The sequence below is a fragment of the Kaarinaea lacus genome (genome assembly GCF_975902315.1).
The window spans coordinates 23,027-39,386 of sequence record NZ_CDLKIE010000306.1 but is presented as its reverse complement, the minus strand read 5'-3'; the positions used below and the strand labels follow the sequence as shown (position 1 = coordinate 39,386).

At 45.4% G+C, this 16,360-nt stretch carries 15 protein-coding genes; 3 read left to right on the top strand and 12 right to left on the bottom strand.

The window, feature by feature from the left end; all coding sequences use genetic code 11:
- The 4 genes from ACWVCM_RS09785 to ACWVCM_RS09770 form a co-directional block, all read right to left on the bottom strand.
- A partial coding sequence (locus ACWVCM_RS09785; RefSeq protein ID WP_455201560.1) for a Fur family transcriptional regulator occupies positions 1-246 on the bottom strand: 246 nt, incomplete at its 3' end.
- Positions 247-311: 65 nt separating this feature from the next.
- On the bottom strand, positions 312-1,391 hold the full coding sequence (thiO, locus tag ACWVCM_RS09780) for a glycine oxidase ThiO (RefSeq protein ID WP_455201559.1): 1,080 nt from the start codon (positions 1,389-1,391) through the stop codon (positions 312-314).
- A 24-nt stretch (positions 1,392-1,415) separates the two neighbouring features.
- Positions 1,416-2,285 carry a PfkB family carbohydrate kinase gene (locus ACWVCM_RS09775; RefSeq protein ID WP_455201558.1) on the bottom strand — a complete coding sequence of 290 codons (870 nt, stop codon included), beginning with the start codon at positions 2,283-2,285 and terminating at the stop codon, positions 1,416-1,418.
- A gap of 19 nt (positions 2,286-2,304) precedes the next feature.
- Positions 2,305-2,619: a hypothetical protein gene (locus ACWVCM_RS09770; protein ID WP_455201557.1), complete on the bottom strand. Its 315-nt coding sequence runs from the start codon at positions 2,617-2,619 to the stop codon at positions 2,305-2,307.
- A gap of 242 nt (positions 2,620-2,861) precedes the next feature.
- On the opposite strand from ACWVCM_RS09770, the gene ACWVCM_RS09765 reads away from it, so the two are divergent.
- Genes ACWVCM_RS09765 through ACWVCM_RS09755 form a run of 3 tightly spaced genes read left to right on the top strand, consistent with a single transcriptional unit; the run spans position 2,862 to position 4,863 of the window.
- The gene (locus ACWVCM_RS09765) at positions 2,862-3,416 is read left to right on the top strand and encodes an ankyrin repeat domain-containing protein (RefSeq protein WP_455201556.1); all 555 of its coding nucleotides are present in this window, start codon (positions 2,862-2,864) and stop codon (positions 3,414-3,416) included.
- Positions 3,417-3,426: 10 nt separating this feature from the next.
- The gene (locus tag ACWVCM_RS09760) at positions 3,427-4,119 is read left to right on the top strand and encodes a c(7)-type cytochrome triheme domain-containing protein (protein ID WP_455201555.1); all 693 of its coding nucleotides are present in this window, start codon (positions 3,427-3,429) and stop codon (positions 4,117-4,119) included.
- Positions 4,120-4,125: 6 nt separating this feature from the next.
- The gene (locus tag ACWVCM_RS09755) at positions 4,126-4,863 is read left to right on the top strand and encodes a c(7)-type cytochrome triheme domain-containing protein (protein WP_455201554.1); all 738 of its coding nucleotides are present in this window, start codon (positions 4,126-4,128) and stop codon (positions 4,861-4,863) included.
- Positions 4,864-4,885: 22 nt separating this feature from the next.
- Here ACWVCM_RS09755 and ACWVCM_RS09750 read toward each other — a convergent pair whose 3' ends face one another.
- From ACWVCM_RS09750 to ACWVCM_RS09715, 8 genes are all read right to left on the bottom strand, one after another.
- Positions 4,886-5,755 carry an ankyrin repeat domain-containing protein gene (locus tag ACWVCM_RS09750; RefSeq protein WP_455201553.1) on the bottom strand — a complete coding sequence of 290 codons (870 nt, stop codon included), beginning with the start codon at positions 5,753-5,755 and terminating at the stop codon, positions 4,886-4,888.
- Positions 5,756-5,805: 50 nt separating this feature from the next.
- A complete protein-coding gene (gene rho / locus ACWVCM_RS09745) occupies positions 5,806-7,062 on the bottom strand; it encodes a transcription termination factor Rho (RefSeq protein ID WP_455201552.1) in 1,257 nt (418 codons plus the stop codon).
- 521 nt (positions 7,063-7,583) lie between these two features.
- A complete protein-coding gene (trxA, locus tag ACWVCM_RS09740) occupies positions 7,584-7,910 on the bottom strand; it encodes a thioredoxin TrxA (protein WP_455201551.1) in 327 nt (108 codons plus the stop codon).
- A gap of 411 nt (positions 7,911-8,321) precedes the next feature.
- Complete coding sequence (locus ACWVCM_RS09735; protein WP_455201550.1) at positions 8,322-9,548, bottom strand: DUF484 family protein; 1,227 nt, start codon at positions 9,546-9,548, stop codon at positions 8,322-8,324.
- A 197-nt stretch (positions 9,549-9,745) separates the two neighbouring features.
- Positions 9,746-11,131 carry an HDOD domain-containing protein gene (locus ACWVCM_RS09730; RefSeq protein ID WP_455201549.1) on the bottom strand — a complete coding sequence of 462 codons (1,386 nt, stop codon included), beginning with the start codon at positions 11,129-11,131 and terminating at the stop codon, positions 9,746-9,748.
- A gap of 214 nt (positions 11,132-11,345) precedes the next feature.
- Positions 11,346-14,333 (bottom strand): hypothetical protein, encoded by a 2,988-nt coding sequence (locus ACWVCM_RS09725; RefSeq protein WP_455201548.1) that lies wholly within the window; start codon positions 14,331-14,333, stop codon positions 11,346-11,348.
- 109 nt (positions 14,334-14,442) lie between these two features.
- Positions 14,443-15,204, bottom strand: a complete 762-nt coding sequence (locus ACWVCM_RS09720; protein WP_455201547.1) for a hypothetical protein — start codon at positions 15,202-15,204, stop codon at positions 14,443-14,445.
- Positions 15,205-15,224: 20 nt separating this feature from the next.
- Positions 15,225-16,265 (bottom strand): NADP(H)-dependent aldo-keto reductase, encoded by a 1,041-nt coding sequence (locus ACWVCM_RS09715; RefSeq protein ID WP_455201546.1) that lies wholly within the window; start codon positions 16,263-16,265, stop codon positions 15,225-15,227.
- Positions 16,266-16,360: the final 95 nt, after the last annotated feature.

Sequence of the window (16,360 nt, the reverse complement as noted above, 5' to 3'; positions counted from 1 at the left end):
TTTGATTAAACCTTTATCCGTAAACAAACCAAGCGTGTTATAAACAGTGGCTTTGGATACCGTATTGGAATTCGCGTTAACGCGCTGTAATACCTGATCTGCAGACAAGTGCTGATGTTTGCACAGCATTTCCTGGGCTATCAGAATCCGCTGTTGTGTCGGTGTAATGCCATGCTCTGCTAGCAGCTTTACAACATCTTTGCGGGACGACTTGTCTATCAATACTTGATGCAACATGCGGCGCATTATAATCGCAATTGATACCCATATCAATATAGTTTCAAAAAAAAAGCTTATTTCGATAAATGAACTTATATTTTATAAGGCTTTGGGTTGAGTATCGGTGTTTTGTTTAATATTTGATCTGTGCAGAGCTTTGCAGATGCTGGTGCAGTCACTACGCCATTACGAAAATGACCGGTGTTAATGAAAAGTCCGCTGATCTCAGGATGTTGGCAAATAAAAGGAACTTGCTGGGGATTGCCGGGGCGTAATCCTGACCAGTGATGCTCAACAGGGTAACTACTTAACCTGGGTATCAGGTCAGTGGCTTTTTTCATGAGTTGCTGTTTGGCTTCTTCGGTGGTGTTTTTATTGAAGCCCACGTATTCCAGTGTACTACCGGCAATAATGCGTCCATCGCGTCGTGGAATCAGATAGTGTGCTTTTTCCATGATCATGGTATTTAATATGTCTGGCGTGGCTTTGAAGAGAATCATTTGACCGCGAACAGGTTCAACATGCAGTGTTGGTAAATAATCTTTCAGTAGCCGACTACTCCATGCACCGCATGCTACCGTGACGCTTGCTGCCTCAAATTTGCGATCACCACAAACAACGGCTTTGATCTGCTGATCGGATATGATCAAGCGATCAACGGCTGATTGTTCGCGTAATTCAACGCCTCGATTCTGTAATGAAGTGATGAGTGCCTTGAGTAAACGGGGGTTTCTGGCTTGCGCGATGTCGGGCATCCATATGGCATTTTTGGGTAATCTGGATGCAGACAAGTTGGGAGCTATGTCCTTCATCTGGTTCGCTTCTACGGTCAGCAGATTCTGGTTGCGTTGCCCGGCCCATTGTTTTGCTGCTTCGATCTCGTCTTCGTCGAGGATTAAAAAACCACATTGCCAGTATTGGGCATCAATATCTGACAGGGATTTAAGCTCCTCGATCAGGGCAGGGTAAATCTGCTGGCTCCAGGCGGCCAGGTCATTCAAGGCATCCGGATAGCGCCAGGGGTATAATGGCGACAGAATACCGCCCCCGGCCCAGGAAGATTCCTGTCCCAAATGACCCTGTTCCAGTAGCATGACTTTTTCGCCGGCAGTATTAAGGTAATGCGCGGTTAGCAGGCCCATGATGCCACCCCCAATGACGAGGTGTGTCATCGGGTTACTCCAGTGTTGTCAGGTTTAGCTATTCTGTATTCCATCGAATCCTTCCAGCGAAATTTTTTTGGCGGCTAATGCACAGGCATTTTCCAATGCTGTTTGTACATCATTGTTGTTTAACCGAGCATGAATAAAACCAGCGTTAAAGGTGTCGCCCGCGCCTACCGTATCGATAATCGGGCTGACATTTTGTGCAGGTGCATGTGATAACTGGTTATCTTGCAGAGCGTAGGCGCCCTGTTCACCCCAGGTGCAGACGAGTAACACGTCTGCAATTTTATTGCGATAGTAGTGTAGCAAGTCCTGTGCTGACTTAAAGCCTTGCGTTGTCGCGAATGCCCTGGAAAAGAAATATACATCCGCTCCACTGAATAAATGCTCCAGTTGATCACGTGGTTTTTCCACTTCAACGGACAGGTTTAAACCAGGCGCCTGGTGTTTTATGGCATCCATCATTTGTCGTGTAACGTTTACGTTGCGGGCTTCAAAATGAATCCACTGAGCCTTGTTAATGTCGAGCGCGTGAATACCTTGAGTACTGAGTTCTGGCAGGTCGCGATAATGAACAATAGTGCGAGAGCCATTGTTTTGATTTAGAGTGATATACGAAGCAGGGGTTTTACTGTTTTTTATTCGCTCGCATCCGGAATAATCGACATTATATTTTTTCAAGTCAGCGGTAATAATCTGACTGTTTATGTCATCCGCTAGCGTGCCTAGCCAGACACATTCATGACCTAGCTGGCTTAATACCACCAGGGTGTTGGTAACGTTGCCACCGCGGCGTATGGATTGATTCAGGGCTCGGACTTCTTCGTCTTCGGCCGGGTAGCCGTCGGTGATGTTAATGATGTCGACGGCGGCGATGCCTACTCCGATTATGGTTGCCATGTTCTACAGTCTTGCCTGATTAATCGTTTGAGGGTGGCGGTGCAGCTTTGGTTTTCATCGCACTTAAAGGCAAATACAGACTAAAAATATCCAGGATGATCCACAAAATGACGAGTGTCAGGAGGTACCACCAGTTTTTAGTGAGATAGAACAGGTAGCCAAATAACATGACGTCCCACGTATAAAGTAAGGTATAACCCACCAGTATGAACGGGTGAGAACAGCTGCGTTTGCTGCATTTACTGCAATAGATCATTGCCCATTTAGCTGCCTTGTATTTTTGCCACCACGAAATGGTTTGCTCTTTACAGTGTGGGCAGGTTTGGTAAGACATCTAATTCCTTTATATATCAAATGGTTGAGCGACTGCTGGCCTGGAACCGCGCTGGATTTATTTTTATATTTCAGGCTTTGTTGTGTTAGCGGTTTAAACGTAAGTTGTTGATTGTCTTCAGTAGCAAGGCGTAAATAGTACATGATCGATGACTAAATGCCTATGATGATGGGCGATGATTAGCTAAAATCTAAAACCTGGCACATATAACAAGTAGAAAGACCGATAAGGGGAGAATCGGAGTGCTATCTGGAAAATTTAGATTCATTACTATTCTTTGCTTTTTTGGCACAAGCATTTTATTGACTGGTTGCGATGGCAACACCGAGTTGATGAAAGGCGTCCTGTCCGAGGATCCCGTGTACGTGCAGAAAATGCTGGATGCTGGTGCCGATATTAATGAAAGAAATAATTATGGCTGGACTGCATTAATGCATGCGGCGCGCAATGGTAATTCTGATTTGGCTAATTTGTTAATTAGTAAAGGCGCCCAGCTAGATTTACAGGATGACAGTGGCTGGACGGCCTTAATGCGCGCCGCCAGAAAAGGTCATGTCGCTATCGTGGAGATTCTGATTGAACATGGCGCCGATTTAGAGAAGCAAGATGCCCAGGGGTGGACGGCATTGTTATGGGCGGTTAATCAGGATCACACAGACGTGATTGTAACGCTTGTAAAGCATGGCGCGAATGTGAATATAAAATCCAGGGATGGTCGTACGCCGTTGATGATTGCCGTAAGTGAGGGTAATAACGAGATCCTGCAGTTATTAAAAGAAGCGGGCGCGAAATATTAAAGGGATTGTCATGAAATACACTGGAATACTGCTAGCGCTTTTATTGCTGTCCGCATTCGCCCTGGTCGCAGGATGTAATACGAATAAAGAGCTGGAATCCGCCACCCGAAGTGCTGGGTACGTAGTGGAAGGTGGGATTGCACGCGGAAAGGTTTGGGAAGATACCCGGCAATATGAACACACTGCCATACTGGAACCGCTTCATGATGATGGAATACACGACCCCAAGAGTGAAGCTATTAAAACTCTGCAGGATCCCACCGAAGCCATGAGCAGTTTTCCCTATGATCGCCGCGGTGGTATTGATTGGGTAAAGGCCCTGGAACTGGGTATTATTGAACCGCGTGCTGATTTAAAAGGTGAAAAAGAAATTGCGACCCTTGATCTGGATATTCTGTTCAAGGATACCGGTAACATGCCCTGGGTTAAATTTCCTCATCAAGCACATACCCGGTGGCTGGATTGTACCAACTGTCATCCGGCGATATTCATTCCGAAGAAAGGCGCCAATAATCCATCGATGGATGGCATTCTGGCGGGAGAACACTGTGGACGTTGCCACGACAAAGTAGCCTTCGCGATGTGGATTTGCGAACGTTGTCATAGTGTTCCTCACAAAGGTTCACCGGAAAAATGGTGGGGTGACAAGAAGAATGATCGTTTTAGTGAGATAGAAAAGCAAAACGCAAAACAAGAAAAGTAAGTAGCAATGTCGAGTGAACGCATTACAACTTTTTTAGCTACAGCACTGGTGTTGTTGGCTGTTGTGGTGGGATGTAGTTCCGAACCAGCCAAACAATCTCAAGCTGAACCCGCGCAAACAACGCCGCAGGAACTACTGGCAACAGAATTGAAAAAAGCAGAAGCGCAGGCTGTGACCGTCGCAAGTGCAGAAGAAGAATCTTTGGCAGTAACTGGTAGAGAAGGTGAGACAGAGCCAGCACAGTTATTAACCGGGAAGCAGTTAAGTCTTCCTGGGGCGAGTGGTAGTGTGTCTCCCCGCAATGACGAATTTCACGATACGGGCAATAATGCCATCGTTGTTTTACAAAGTCCGACCACGGCGATGATGGATTTTCCCAGGGATCGCCGCAATGAAGTGGATTGGGTGAAAACCCTGGATGGCGGTTATATTGAGCCGCGCGCCGATCTGAAAGGTAAGGGCGAGATGATCACCATGGACATGGATATTGTCATGAAAAACACCCAGAATATGCCGTATGTGCGTTTTCCCCATAAAGCGCATACAAAGTGGCTGGCTTGTGAAAACTGCCATCCAAAAATCTTTGAGCCAAAAGAACACGCCAACCCGATTAGCATGAACAAGGTGCTACGTGGGGAGTTTTGCGGGGTTTGTCATGATAAAGTGGCGTTCTCACTGTTTGTTTGTGAACGTTGCCATAGCGTGCCCCATAAAGGTTCAGGGCCAGCGTGGTGGAAGAAATAACTGGCGAGCGACGCCGGCACATTTATTTGTTTTCAGCAGTTTTGTTTACCGTAGTGGGTTGAACGGTGGCCTGCTTACCTGGGGTAGAGGTTTTACTCTTCGCAGTGGCAGTTTGCGTGGTACGTAGCAAGGTGATAATTTCATGGTTACCTTTATTTTGCGCGACTGTTAAAGCGGTCGTACCTTCATCGTCACTGGCGTTCAGGTCAGCCCCTCTCTCTAATAGCAATTTAACCATTTCAGGTTGATTAAACGCGGCTGCCGCCATGAGGGGAGTGCGTTCCTTAACGCCGCGTGCGTTAACGTTTACTCCCTTGTCTAATAAGGCTTTGGCAATTTCCTGATGACCCAGGCCAGCACAAAGTAGTAATAATTCGTCACCCGTTTGTGCGGGCAGGTCGGGCATATGTTCCAGCAATGACACTACAACCCTGGTGTGGCCGAAAAAAGTCGCGTTGCTCAATGCCGAACCTCCACTGGTATCCTTGAAGGTGGGATCGGCGCCATATTCCAGCAAAGCGACCGACGTTTCAGCGTGACCTGCCGTGGCTGCCGCGATAATGGCGGTTGTGTCGTAGTTGTCGCGTGCGCTAACGTTAGCGCCGCGATCCACCAGTAATTTGGCGGTTTCAGTAAAACCACCAGCCGCTGCCAACATTAATGCAGTTTTACCTTTTGAAGTTTTTTGGTCGACTTCAGTACCGAGATCCAGCATTTTTCTAACGGCCTCGGTATCACCATTGCGGGCCGCGTTCATTAACGCGGTAAACCGTTCGCCGCTGCAAGCGGTAATGCTGTTAATTAACACCAGGAGTACTACTGGATAGCGGAAAAAACGAGTAGCAACTGATGAGGCGATCCCCAGAAGAATATTGTTGCCGGAAGCAGCCATATTATACAAGCTTTGTTGATCTGACGTTCTGTTGCTAACCACTAATGGGATTAACGCTTCATGGAGTCAAAGAACTCGTCGTTGGTTTTGGTTTGCTTGAGTCGATCCAGTAGAAATTCAATCGCCGCAATTTCTTCCATTGGATGTAGCAATTTACGGAGTATCCACATTTTTTGCAGTTCTTCCGGATCGGTAATCAGTTCCTCTCGGCGGGTACCGGAACGATTGATGTTAATTGCAGGGTAAATGCGTTTCTCGGAAATATTTCTGTCCAGATGAACTTCCATATTACCGGTACCTTTAAATTCTTCATAGATGACGTCATCCATCCTGGATCCCGTTTCCACAAGTGCTGTGGCAATAATCGTTAAACTGCCACCTTCCTCAATATTACGTGCCGCACCAAAGAAACGTTTAGGGCGCTGCAAGGCATTTGCGTCTACACCACCGGTGAGTACCTTACCCGAAGAAGGAACCACTGTATTGTAAGCGCGAGCCAGGCGGGTAATGGAATCCAGTAAGATAACCACATCTTTCTTGTGCTCGACCAGTCGCTTGGCTTTTTCAATGACCATTTCGGCAACCTGAACGTGGCGGCTGGCCGGTTCGTCGAAGGTGCTGGAGACAACTTCCCCGCGTACCGAACGTTCCATCTCGGTTACCTCTTCAGGGCGTTCATCAATCAATAATACAATTAATACGCATTCCGGATGGTTTGCGGCGATGGATTGTGCAAAATTTTGCAGCATCATGGTTTTGCCGGATTTGGGGGGTGATACGATAAGTCCTCGTTGGCCTTTACCAATAGGGGAGGCCAAATCAATAACCCTGGCTGTTAAATCTTCGGTGCTACCATTTCCTTGCTCCAGCTTGAGCCGTTCATTGGCAAACAGGGGTGTGAGGCTTTCAAATGGCAGCTTGGTCCGGGCGTTTTCCGGAGAATCGAAATTGATTTCCTGAACCTTTAATAGCGCGAAATAGCGCTCGCCATCTTTGGGGGGCCTGATTTTTCCACCTACCGTGTCACCAGTTCGTAAGCTAAATCGACGGATCTGGCTGGGCGATACATAGATATCATCCGGTCCCGCGAGATAAGAGCTGTCAGCTGAGCGCAAAAACCCAAAGCCGTCCTGGAGAATCTCCAGTACACCGCCGCCATAGATGTCTTCGCCATTTTTGGCCTGAGTTTTCAGAATCGCAAAGACGATATCCTGTTTTCTCGATCGGGACATGCCCTCAATACCTAGCTCAAGGGCAAGGGCGTTGAGTTCTCCGGCAGATTTTTGTTTCAATTCACTAAGGTTCATAGTCATCGCTTTTTATGTAGGTAGGTTGAAGGTTGAGCAATAAGAAATAATCTTCAGGAAGGTAGTAACGTTAAATCCTCTGTATATTTGGCGACGGGTTCATTTCGCGTATAACACGAGCTCGTCGCGGTTTTATTCGTTGATCCACCCTGGTCAAGTGCAAGTTATTGTCGTTGATACAATTATCGTTGATAGTAAGTACGGATTATGTACGGGTATTAATCTGTATGTATTCAGCTGGTATTCTTTTTATTTGTATTCTTCTGCTTAACTACTAATTCGACGCGCCACTAAAACTTCACTCAAACTTTCTGTTCGTTTTGGATTTTGAGTTAAAACAAGAAATGTACCGCCCAGTTGGACTGACAATTTATGTTTTGATCTAAATTGGGGGTTTGCCAGGTTAATGGCAACTTCAGAATTATTACTCTCTTTAGCGGTACGCTATCATTTCGGAGTCATCGAGTAAAGTCCAATTATCGGACTTTACTCGGATTTCCTTTAGTAATAATTCTAATCGTTTATATGTTGCTGTCAATAAAGGCCGTTAATTGGGATTTTGAAACTGCCCCGACCTTGGTTGCTTCCACATTCCCGCCTTTGAATAGCATCAGCGTTGGAATGCCGCGAATTCCATATTTTGGTGGCGTTGCCGGATTTTCATCAATATTCAGTTTGGCGATCTTAATTTTATCTTTGTATTCACCAGCAATTTCGTCGAGTATGGGTGCAATCATTTTGCAAGGTCCACACCAATCTGCCCAGTAATCGACTAAAACGGGACCATCCGTGTTTATCACCTCTTCTTCAAAAGTGTCATCAGAGAGGTGAACAATATTTTCACTCACGCGGCTGCCTCCAGGTTGAGTTTAATTTAGGAAAATAATGGATTTAATGAATGCTTGGATTTCTATTCTGTATTAGACACATTTCAGCCTAATCGGCCGGTGATTTCAAGTCCATTTCCATGCTTTTTTAGCGTTATTTACCAACAACTTATTGCGATTTATCAATAAAAAATCAACTTGGCGTAGTCGCGGTCGTTGAAATTGTATTTTACAACAGTTTGAAGCTGTTTGGTTATTCTTGCCGGATCATCTACCGCCAGCACATTTTATGCACTGATGGTGAAAAATTACCCGCATTGACGCTGACTATAATCGCAATCTATATCAGCTATATTTGGTTGCGCCTTATCATTTTCAAGCAGGTTCGGTGAATCTACCAGCGGCGAATACGCTTTGCATCTTCGCCTGTTTTTAAACCGAGGATTCGCTTGAGATAGCTTCCTGATGGGTGTCGAAGCTATTGTCATTCCCTTTCGTCGCTTGTTCAGATCTCACCTGAAAGGACTTAATACAATTTCGACCATCACTTTTCGCATCGTAAAGGGCCTGATCCGCATTTTCCACGAGCGAGCGTCCCAGTTTCCCGACGTCTTCCAGACCCTGTAAAGCGGACAGGGTTGCAATACCGATAGATACCGTAACCCGAAGGGTTTTGCTGGTTTCGGGCAAATGGAATGAATACTGGTCAATAGATTCTCGTATCCGTTCTGCCACCTCCCAGGCGATTTGTTCTGGCGTATTGGCCAGTAATACGGCAAATTCCTCGCCTCCATAGCGGGCAATGACATCGCAGTTTCGAAGCTGTTCGCGGATAAGTCGAGCGACTTCGCGTAATACAAAATCCCCTTGTTGGTGGCCGTTTTCATCATTGATGGATTTGAAGTGGTCAATGTCTATAAACAGGCAGCTGATGGGCTCATTGGCTCGCATGCTACGACCAATTTCCTCACTGAGTCGTTGGTCAAAAAAGCGTCTATTATTGATGCGGGTTAAGGGGTCGGTTAATCCCACCCGTTTAAGTCGCTCATTATTGGCGGCATTTTCGATACATATGGCCACAATCGTTGCCAGGCGTTGTAAAAATTCGGTACCGGATGTTTCAGCAAAGCGCTCTTCGGAAAAACTGCCGAGATTGAAACTACCAATAAGCTCTCCGTATCGTATGAGAGGTAGCACGGCAATGCTGCGCAGTGGCATATAGCCCTGGCTCAGCTGATTAAACAGGAACTGGTGATCTTCCTTTTGATAGCTGCTCAACTGAGGTTCGAGGTTTGCCCCAAACAATTTATCCAGTTTTTCCCGTTGGGTGACAAATAACAGACTGGGATGATCGCCCATGCGTACGCCTTCTTCTTCAAGAATGCGTCTTATTTCATACTCGGGATCATAGATAACCAGGGTAACGGCATCCAGGGAAAAAGAACGTCGATAATTATAGAGTATGCTTTGAATAAGGTCAGGGAGGGTTCTGGAGCTGATCAGATTGAGTTCCTGTTCATGAAAACGACGCATCTTTTGCTCGTTCTCGCGAGCCTGATCCATGAACATCTGCAACTTGTGGCGTAATTCCTGATGCTCTTCCAACAATTCCGTTTCAGCCACTGTACACTCTCCCGATTGAAAGTCTTTGCCGCCCATTTTTTTATCCAGCCTCATTGCTAAAGAAAGCGTATTATTATTTTCCGTTCAATTATAGGTAATTTAATACGATCGTCACCAGTTAATACCGTCAATTTGATGAGTGGTTCATGAAAATATGCCTTAACCACAGGTAATGTAAAACCTGCACTTGTCATGCCATCTGGATGATTGATTTAACTATTCAGGATTTCAAACTATGCGGCAAGCCGGCGCGCCATATTATCCAGGTCAGCACTTCCCTGAATTGTTTTTTCCAGGACGGTATTGACCTGATGTCTGGTCAATCCCATGTCCTGCAAAAATTCGTCGCCAATTTCATAGTCGGCCGCATCGCCAATATTATGTTGTTTTAATAATGTGTCGGTTAGATGAATTAGTTTTACGTATTCCTTGCTGGGCCCGTCATAGTCTGCGTTGTGATGCTCTAGCGCTACAATAGCTAGCTCTGAGGGCATCGCCCATTCATTTAGCAACCAATGACCAAGCTCAGCATGAGTGATTCCAAACTTGCGTTGTTCAAGGTCTATTACACCCGTATCCAATGATTCTGGTATGAGACTGTTAAGCGTGGCAAATTCTTTCGGGTAGACAAAACCAAATGCCATATATCCGATATTGTGTAACAAACCACACAATACCGCCGTACCTAGTTGCAGGTTTTGTTTGCGTGGCAGTGTTTGGCAAAGACCGTGGACCAACGTCGCGCTATAGGTCGCATGACGCCAGAATGCCTGCAATCCCAGCGGGCCATGGGAAGTCACTTTAAATGCCCGGGTAGCAGAAATACCTATACCCAGACTCATGGCGAGATCATATCCGAGACCCCTTGAAATGGTTTGACGCATTGTCGATATAGAGGGGTCTTTGACGTAAGGCGCTGTTTGGGTATAGCGAATGATTTGCTCCGAAAGATATAATTCGCCTTCCAGCAGTTTTGCCAGGTCTTCACCATGAGCGTAGGGATTGTTATTAAGTTGCAGGATCTTTTGAGTGATCCTCGGCATTTGCGGGACTACTTCCAGTTGTTCCAGCTGTTTTAATAGATCAGGTGATGAAGATTTCTGTGGCGGCTGCTGTTTTTCAGGGTCGTTGGCCTGATTGCCTTCGGTTGTTATGTGTGAGAATGCATTGCCATACCACGCGTTGCTGTGCAGTAATTGAAAATCGTAACCCGATATTCTTACCAGTTCGTTGTTGTTTCCGGATACAAAATAGATGAGGTCCTGGTCAAGCAGGCCATCATCTACTACTGTTTCAAAGCCATAGGCTTCACCTAATGGTGGTAATATGCCAGGAGCACAGTCGGAAAAAATAGTTTGGTAATCATCTGATTCAGCAGGACGAAGGTTGCGATGCAATTGCCGATTTAATGCTTCTATATTTAAATGGTTTGGCCCTGGTAATACAGCCATTAGCATACCGCGAAGATCTTTTAACACCACCGCTTTGGCAATCTGTGTTGGATTAACTTTCTCATTACCATTGTTAAGCATCTCATCCAGTTCGCCATCAAAGACCGTTGTTGCATAGCGAACGTCCTGTTTATCAAGGTAACGCCGTATTGTGATTGAGGTGGACACACATCCTCCTGGGTAAAACCATCAGAAACCGCGGTAAATAAATTGGGGTATGAAACAACTGAGTCTACGATGATGCTACGCAAGACTTCAAATTAGTTTAATTCAGTATAGTCAATAGCGTGATTGTTTGCTATTTAGCAGGATTTCGCAGTTTTCTATATCACAAATTTAATATTACAAATCTGCTTTTTATTTCAAAGAGTACATCGAGCCCTCACGGCTGTTGTAAGCGGTGTTTTTCCAGCAGTTTCTTAAAATCTTCCATGGTCATTTTAGGTTTTTTCCTGTGTGGAAATGACACCTTGAGTGCATTTGGCCATAAGCGCCTGTCACCCCGATTATCAGTTAACATTAAATGATAGCTGCCGATCGATAAATTTGATGGCACGGTTAGCTGAATTTGACGGCTGTTTACCTGTTGCCAGTCCAGGGGTGGCAAGCGTTGTGCCGACGCGATAGTGTGGCTACCACCAAAGAAGGCCGCATCATCGTGAATGATAAATCGGGTTAATAAATCCGTGGATGGATAACGTGAATGTAAGACCGGCTGTGCCGGGTCTGTAATACTGTAACCAAGCAAACCATTATTGGGCGTGCTAACCAGGAGTTCCTGCTCGGTAGCTTGCATATCTGTTATTGTCTCATCGAGTACTATTTCGGTAATTAACGTATAGCGATTATCAGTTTGACGCCATAGTTTTATTTTATTGTTGATCGAGGAAAACACCAGTGACTGGTTTGCTATAACACGGTCAGCGCGATTGTCTATAGTAATATAGTTGTTGGACAATACCCCGGTATTGTCGATGCTGTAAGCAAGCAGGCCATATTCTTCACTGGCAACCAAAAGATGGTTGCCGAGCGCCTGCATATCCTTAACGGTTATTGCCAGTTCCTGTTGTTTAACCAGTTGGCGTGGATTGCTGGCATTATAAGACAGTAAGCCGGAAGTTTTATTGGCGATATACACTGTCTGATTGTGTTCGCGGGCCAGCGTCGTTTCACCGCCCGTATCATGCTGGCCTATCAATTGAATATAAAACGGATTGCTGATGTCAAGGATATGTAAACCATGTTCGCTATTTGCAGTATAGGCCAATCCACGGTTTTTTGATGGCCATACATCGACTACCTTTCCCGGGAGATCGATACCTGTTACCCAAATAGGATTTAGTGCGTTATTAATATCAAAAACCTGTACGCCGCCAATACCGTTAGCGGTATAGATATAATTATCTTTCTGTCGCAAATTAATAATATTACCGCGGGTATGATATTCACCAACCGGGCGCGGTTGTTGAGGCTGTTCGACATTAACCACTTTAACGCCACCCCACCAATCCCATATAAATACATGGTTATTACTAACATCAGCTCCCCATGCAGAGCCCTTGGTATCGTAGCTGCCGACGATGCGAGGCGATGCAGGCTTGCTAATATCCACAATGTTTAAACCCGATTCCCAGCCCGCGATATACGCATAGTTACCGGCAAGTGCGACACTTCGTGCGTTACCCGGTATGGGTAACTGTGCGATGATCTTTGGCTGCGAGGGTTCCTGGATATTCAGTATATAAAATCCCTTGTCAAAAAAACTGACATAGGCAAAATCGTTTCTGATTACCACATCCTCTGCGGCACCTTGTGGATTAAATTGCCCAATCTGTTTGGGGTGTCTTGCATTACTGATATCGAATACTAATAGCCCGGAGGTGTCATCTGCTACGTAGGCAATATTGTCAACGATATCGATTGCCCAGGATTTGCCAGGCGTATCATAGCTGGATACGATGGCAGGTTGTTTTACATTGCCAACATCAATGATATGAAAACCGCCGCGATGATCGGCAAGGTATATCAGGTTGGCCTGCTTTTTTAATGTATAAGCCAGGCCGGTCGTGAGAATTTCTGACACTTTTTTTGGGTGTTCAGGATCGCTGACATCGATTATTTGTAAGCCATGGTCGTCGTCCCCAACGTAGGCATAACCATTTTCAACAATGACCCCTTTGGAAGAACCGGGCGTATGGAAATTAGAGAGGTGGCGAGGATGCTCTGGATTGCTAATGTCGTATAAATGCAATCCTGAAAACCAGTCGGCAACATAGGCGATTCCATTCTCAATGTAGGCGCGACGAGTGCCGCCCTGGTTGATTCCTTCATTGGATATCTGCGCGTGCTTGAGCCTGGGAAAGTGTATTTCTTCGATACCTTTTTCGGTTGCCAGATATATATGGTCATCCTCAACCAGCATATCGGAAATCAAGTTGCCGGGTTTGTAAAAGCTACCCGTGATCGGTAATGTCTTATTGGCAATGTTTAATGTGGCTATACGAATACCACGGTCAATAACAAACGCTCGATCAGTGTTGACCAGTACCTTATCTATAGTATCAAACTTGTTGTGGCTGCCAGTCCATTGAGGATTGTCTGGATTATTAATGTTAAATAACGTTAGTCCGCCGCTACCACTTGCTACATAGGCAAATCCATCGGATACGTTAATAGCCTTTGCTTCACCTTGAAGCCTGTAAGAGGATATAAATTTCTCCGGTGTGGATATTAACAGGGACCCTAAACCGTAACCGGGCCCAATAGTTAACAGGTGCGTGTCATGAACGGCAAAGTCAGTGCTTAAAGCTGGGATAATGACAGTATGTAAATGTCGCCAGCGACTTGTTGAGTTGTTGTCAGTTCCTGGTTCAAATACCGATACTTGATTGTTGTTCGACAGGGCGTAGACTTTATCATTGTAAACCTTTATTTGAGTCACCGAGGCAGGTTGTTCAAATTGCGTGACCCGTTCCAAAGCTGTCGCTCTGGAAGTGTCATAAATAGCAATTCCCTGTTGTTTAAATCCTACAATTAAATACTGTTTATATGTCGCAAGCGCAGTAGCCAGGCCTTTCAGCTTGAGGTGACTGATTTGTTTTGCCGGATCCTGTGAGAAATCGGCAGCTATCAGGTTGTTGTGATTATCCAGCGTAAAAATATATTGATTGATTTTGCTGACGAATAGCGCAGGCTGGGGTAATGAAAGTTTGTTTTTCAGGTATGGCCCGCCGGGTGACAGAACTAATTGGGTCTGCTCATTCCAGTGAGTGACGTTAACGGTTACATTTTTTGTTTTGCCAACGGTGGCATTAATAGTTTCATTATTTGAAAAAACGGGGGCGTTATAGCATCCCGAAATCAACGGCAAGAATAATAAGCTTGGTGCGATGAATCTGTAAAAGTAAAATTGCATGGATATCAAGGTCGGCTGCCAGATCAGAACCCCTGGGGCTATTGTTAGATGGATTATGATCTACTTACTTGTTTGTATCGTCAGTTTTTTCTGTTGCCGAATCAAAGGTCATTTCATTTTTTTCGTCAACGGTTTGAGGTGAGTCTGGCGCTTGGTAGTCGGGGTTTCCCTTAATCAGATAAGGTTTACCCGGGTATAACTCTTCAGGGAACGCGGGTGTTAGCTGGCTGGGTTGTGGTGCTTCCTTGATAGACGTTATTTCATCAATGGGCTCATCGCTGGCATCACCCACGGCATGAAGTGAAGTGGACAATTTTAATGCCTGCTGAAAAGTAATTGGCGCGGGATCATAAAAGATGCCACGAAATTCCTCATCTACTCGCTGCAAGTGAATGAAATAAGTTTTTCCAGCGATAAAGCGATACTCGCGATCGCGGGATACATTAATGGGGTCAGGGCTGCCAATGAATTTGGTCCTGGAATGCGTAGATATTTTTCCTTTGGATGGTTCAAGTTTGACTAGTGCATACTGCCCCTCGTTTAGCGTCAGAAGCTTTTCTTTGTTGAAGTCGACACGCAATTTATTATCGGCAATACCTTTATACTTAACGGGCATGGGGCGCAAAAAATAGACCTTAGCTATATGTGTGTCTTCCGCATCAGATTGTATATGGGAATTTTTATAATTAACGGGATTGCTACAGCCTGATACCAGCAGATGAGCCAGTAAAAAGACCGGCAATGTATAATGTAAATATCCAGATTGAAAAAACCTCCTGGAAACCTGTTTTCTGTAGCGAAGAATTAACGTATTCGTAATGTTCATGATGGCGCGTTTTATTATTGTTATGGGCTGGGATTCGGTATCATTTTGTGGATTGTTTCGATATCACTGATAACTTCTTCATTTAATTTGATCTCGATACTGTCGATGTCTGTTTTTAGTTGGTCTAATGTAGTCGCACCAATAATGTTTGCAGTTAAAAAAGAACGGCTATTGACATAAGCAAGCGCCATTTGTGCGGGATCCAGGCCATGTTTCTTTGCGGCATCGACATAAGCCTGGGTCGCTCGAATCGCGTTTTCATTTGTATAGCGGTCGAACCGGTCAAACAGGGTAAGACGAGCGCCGTCTGGTTTTGCGTTATTTAAGTACTTGCCACTTAGTACACCAAATCCTAGCGGCGAGTAAGCTAGCAGCCCCATATTTTCCCGGTGTGAAACCTCGGATAATCCTATTTCATAAGTCCTGTTCAGCAGATTGTAAGGATTTTGAATGCTTACAGGTTTGGGAAACCCTTTTTGCTCGGCCAGTTTGACAAATTGCATGGAACCCCAGGGTGTTTCGTTCGAGAGTCCGAAATGCCGGACTTTGCCAGATCGAATGATGTCGTTAACAACATCAAACGTTTCCTCGATTTCTACTGGACTGTCATTGGGATCATACTCAAATCCCAATTTACCGAAGAAATTGGTATTGCGATCTGGCCAATGTAGCTGGTAGAGGTCGATATAGTCCGTCTGGAGTCGTTCCAGGCTCTTGTCAACCGCAGCTTCAATGTTTTTTCTGTCCAGGCAGACATTGCCATCGCGTATATACGAAAGCCATTCACCGCGACTGGCTACCTTGCTTGCGAGTACTACCTGGTCGCGATTACCGCGCTTATTTAACCAGGTTCCTATGTATTGCTCGGTGAGACCATAGGTCTCAGCGCGAGGTGGCACTGGATACATCTCTGCGACATCGATGAAATTGATCCCAGAATCCAGCGCGTAGTCCAGTTGTTGATGGGCGTCTGATTCAGAATTTTGTTCACCCCAGGTCATGGTGCCCAGACAAATAACACTGACTTTTATGTCGCTATGACCAAGCTGGCGATATTCCATGATATTTCCTATTCTGCTAAAGGCGTTGCAGTACAACAAATTCCACATTGTATCGCTACTGGAGTGATGAGATGACCAGCAGCTTACTTGTTTTG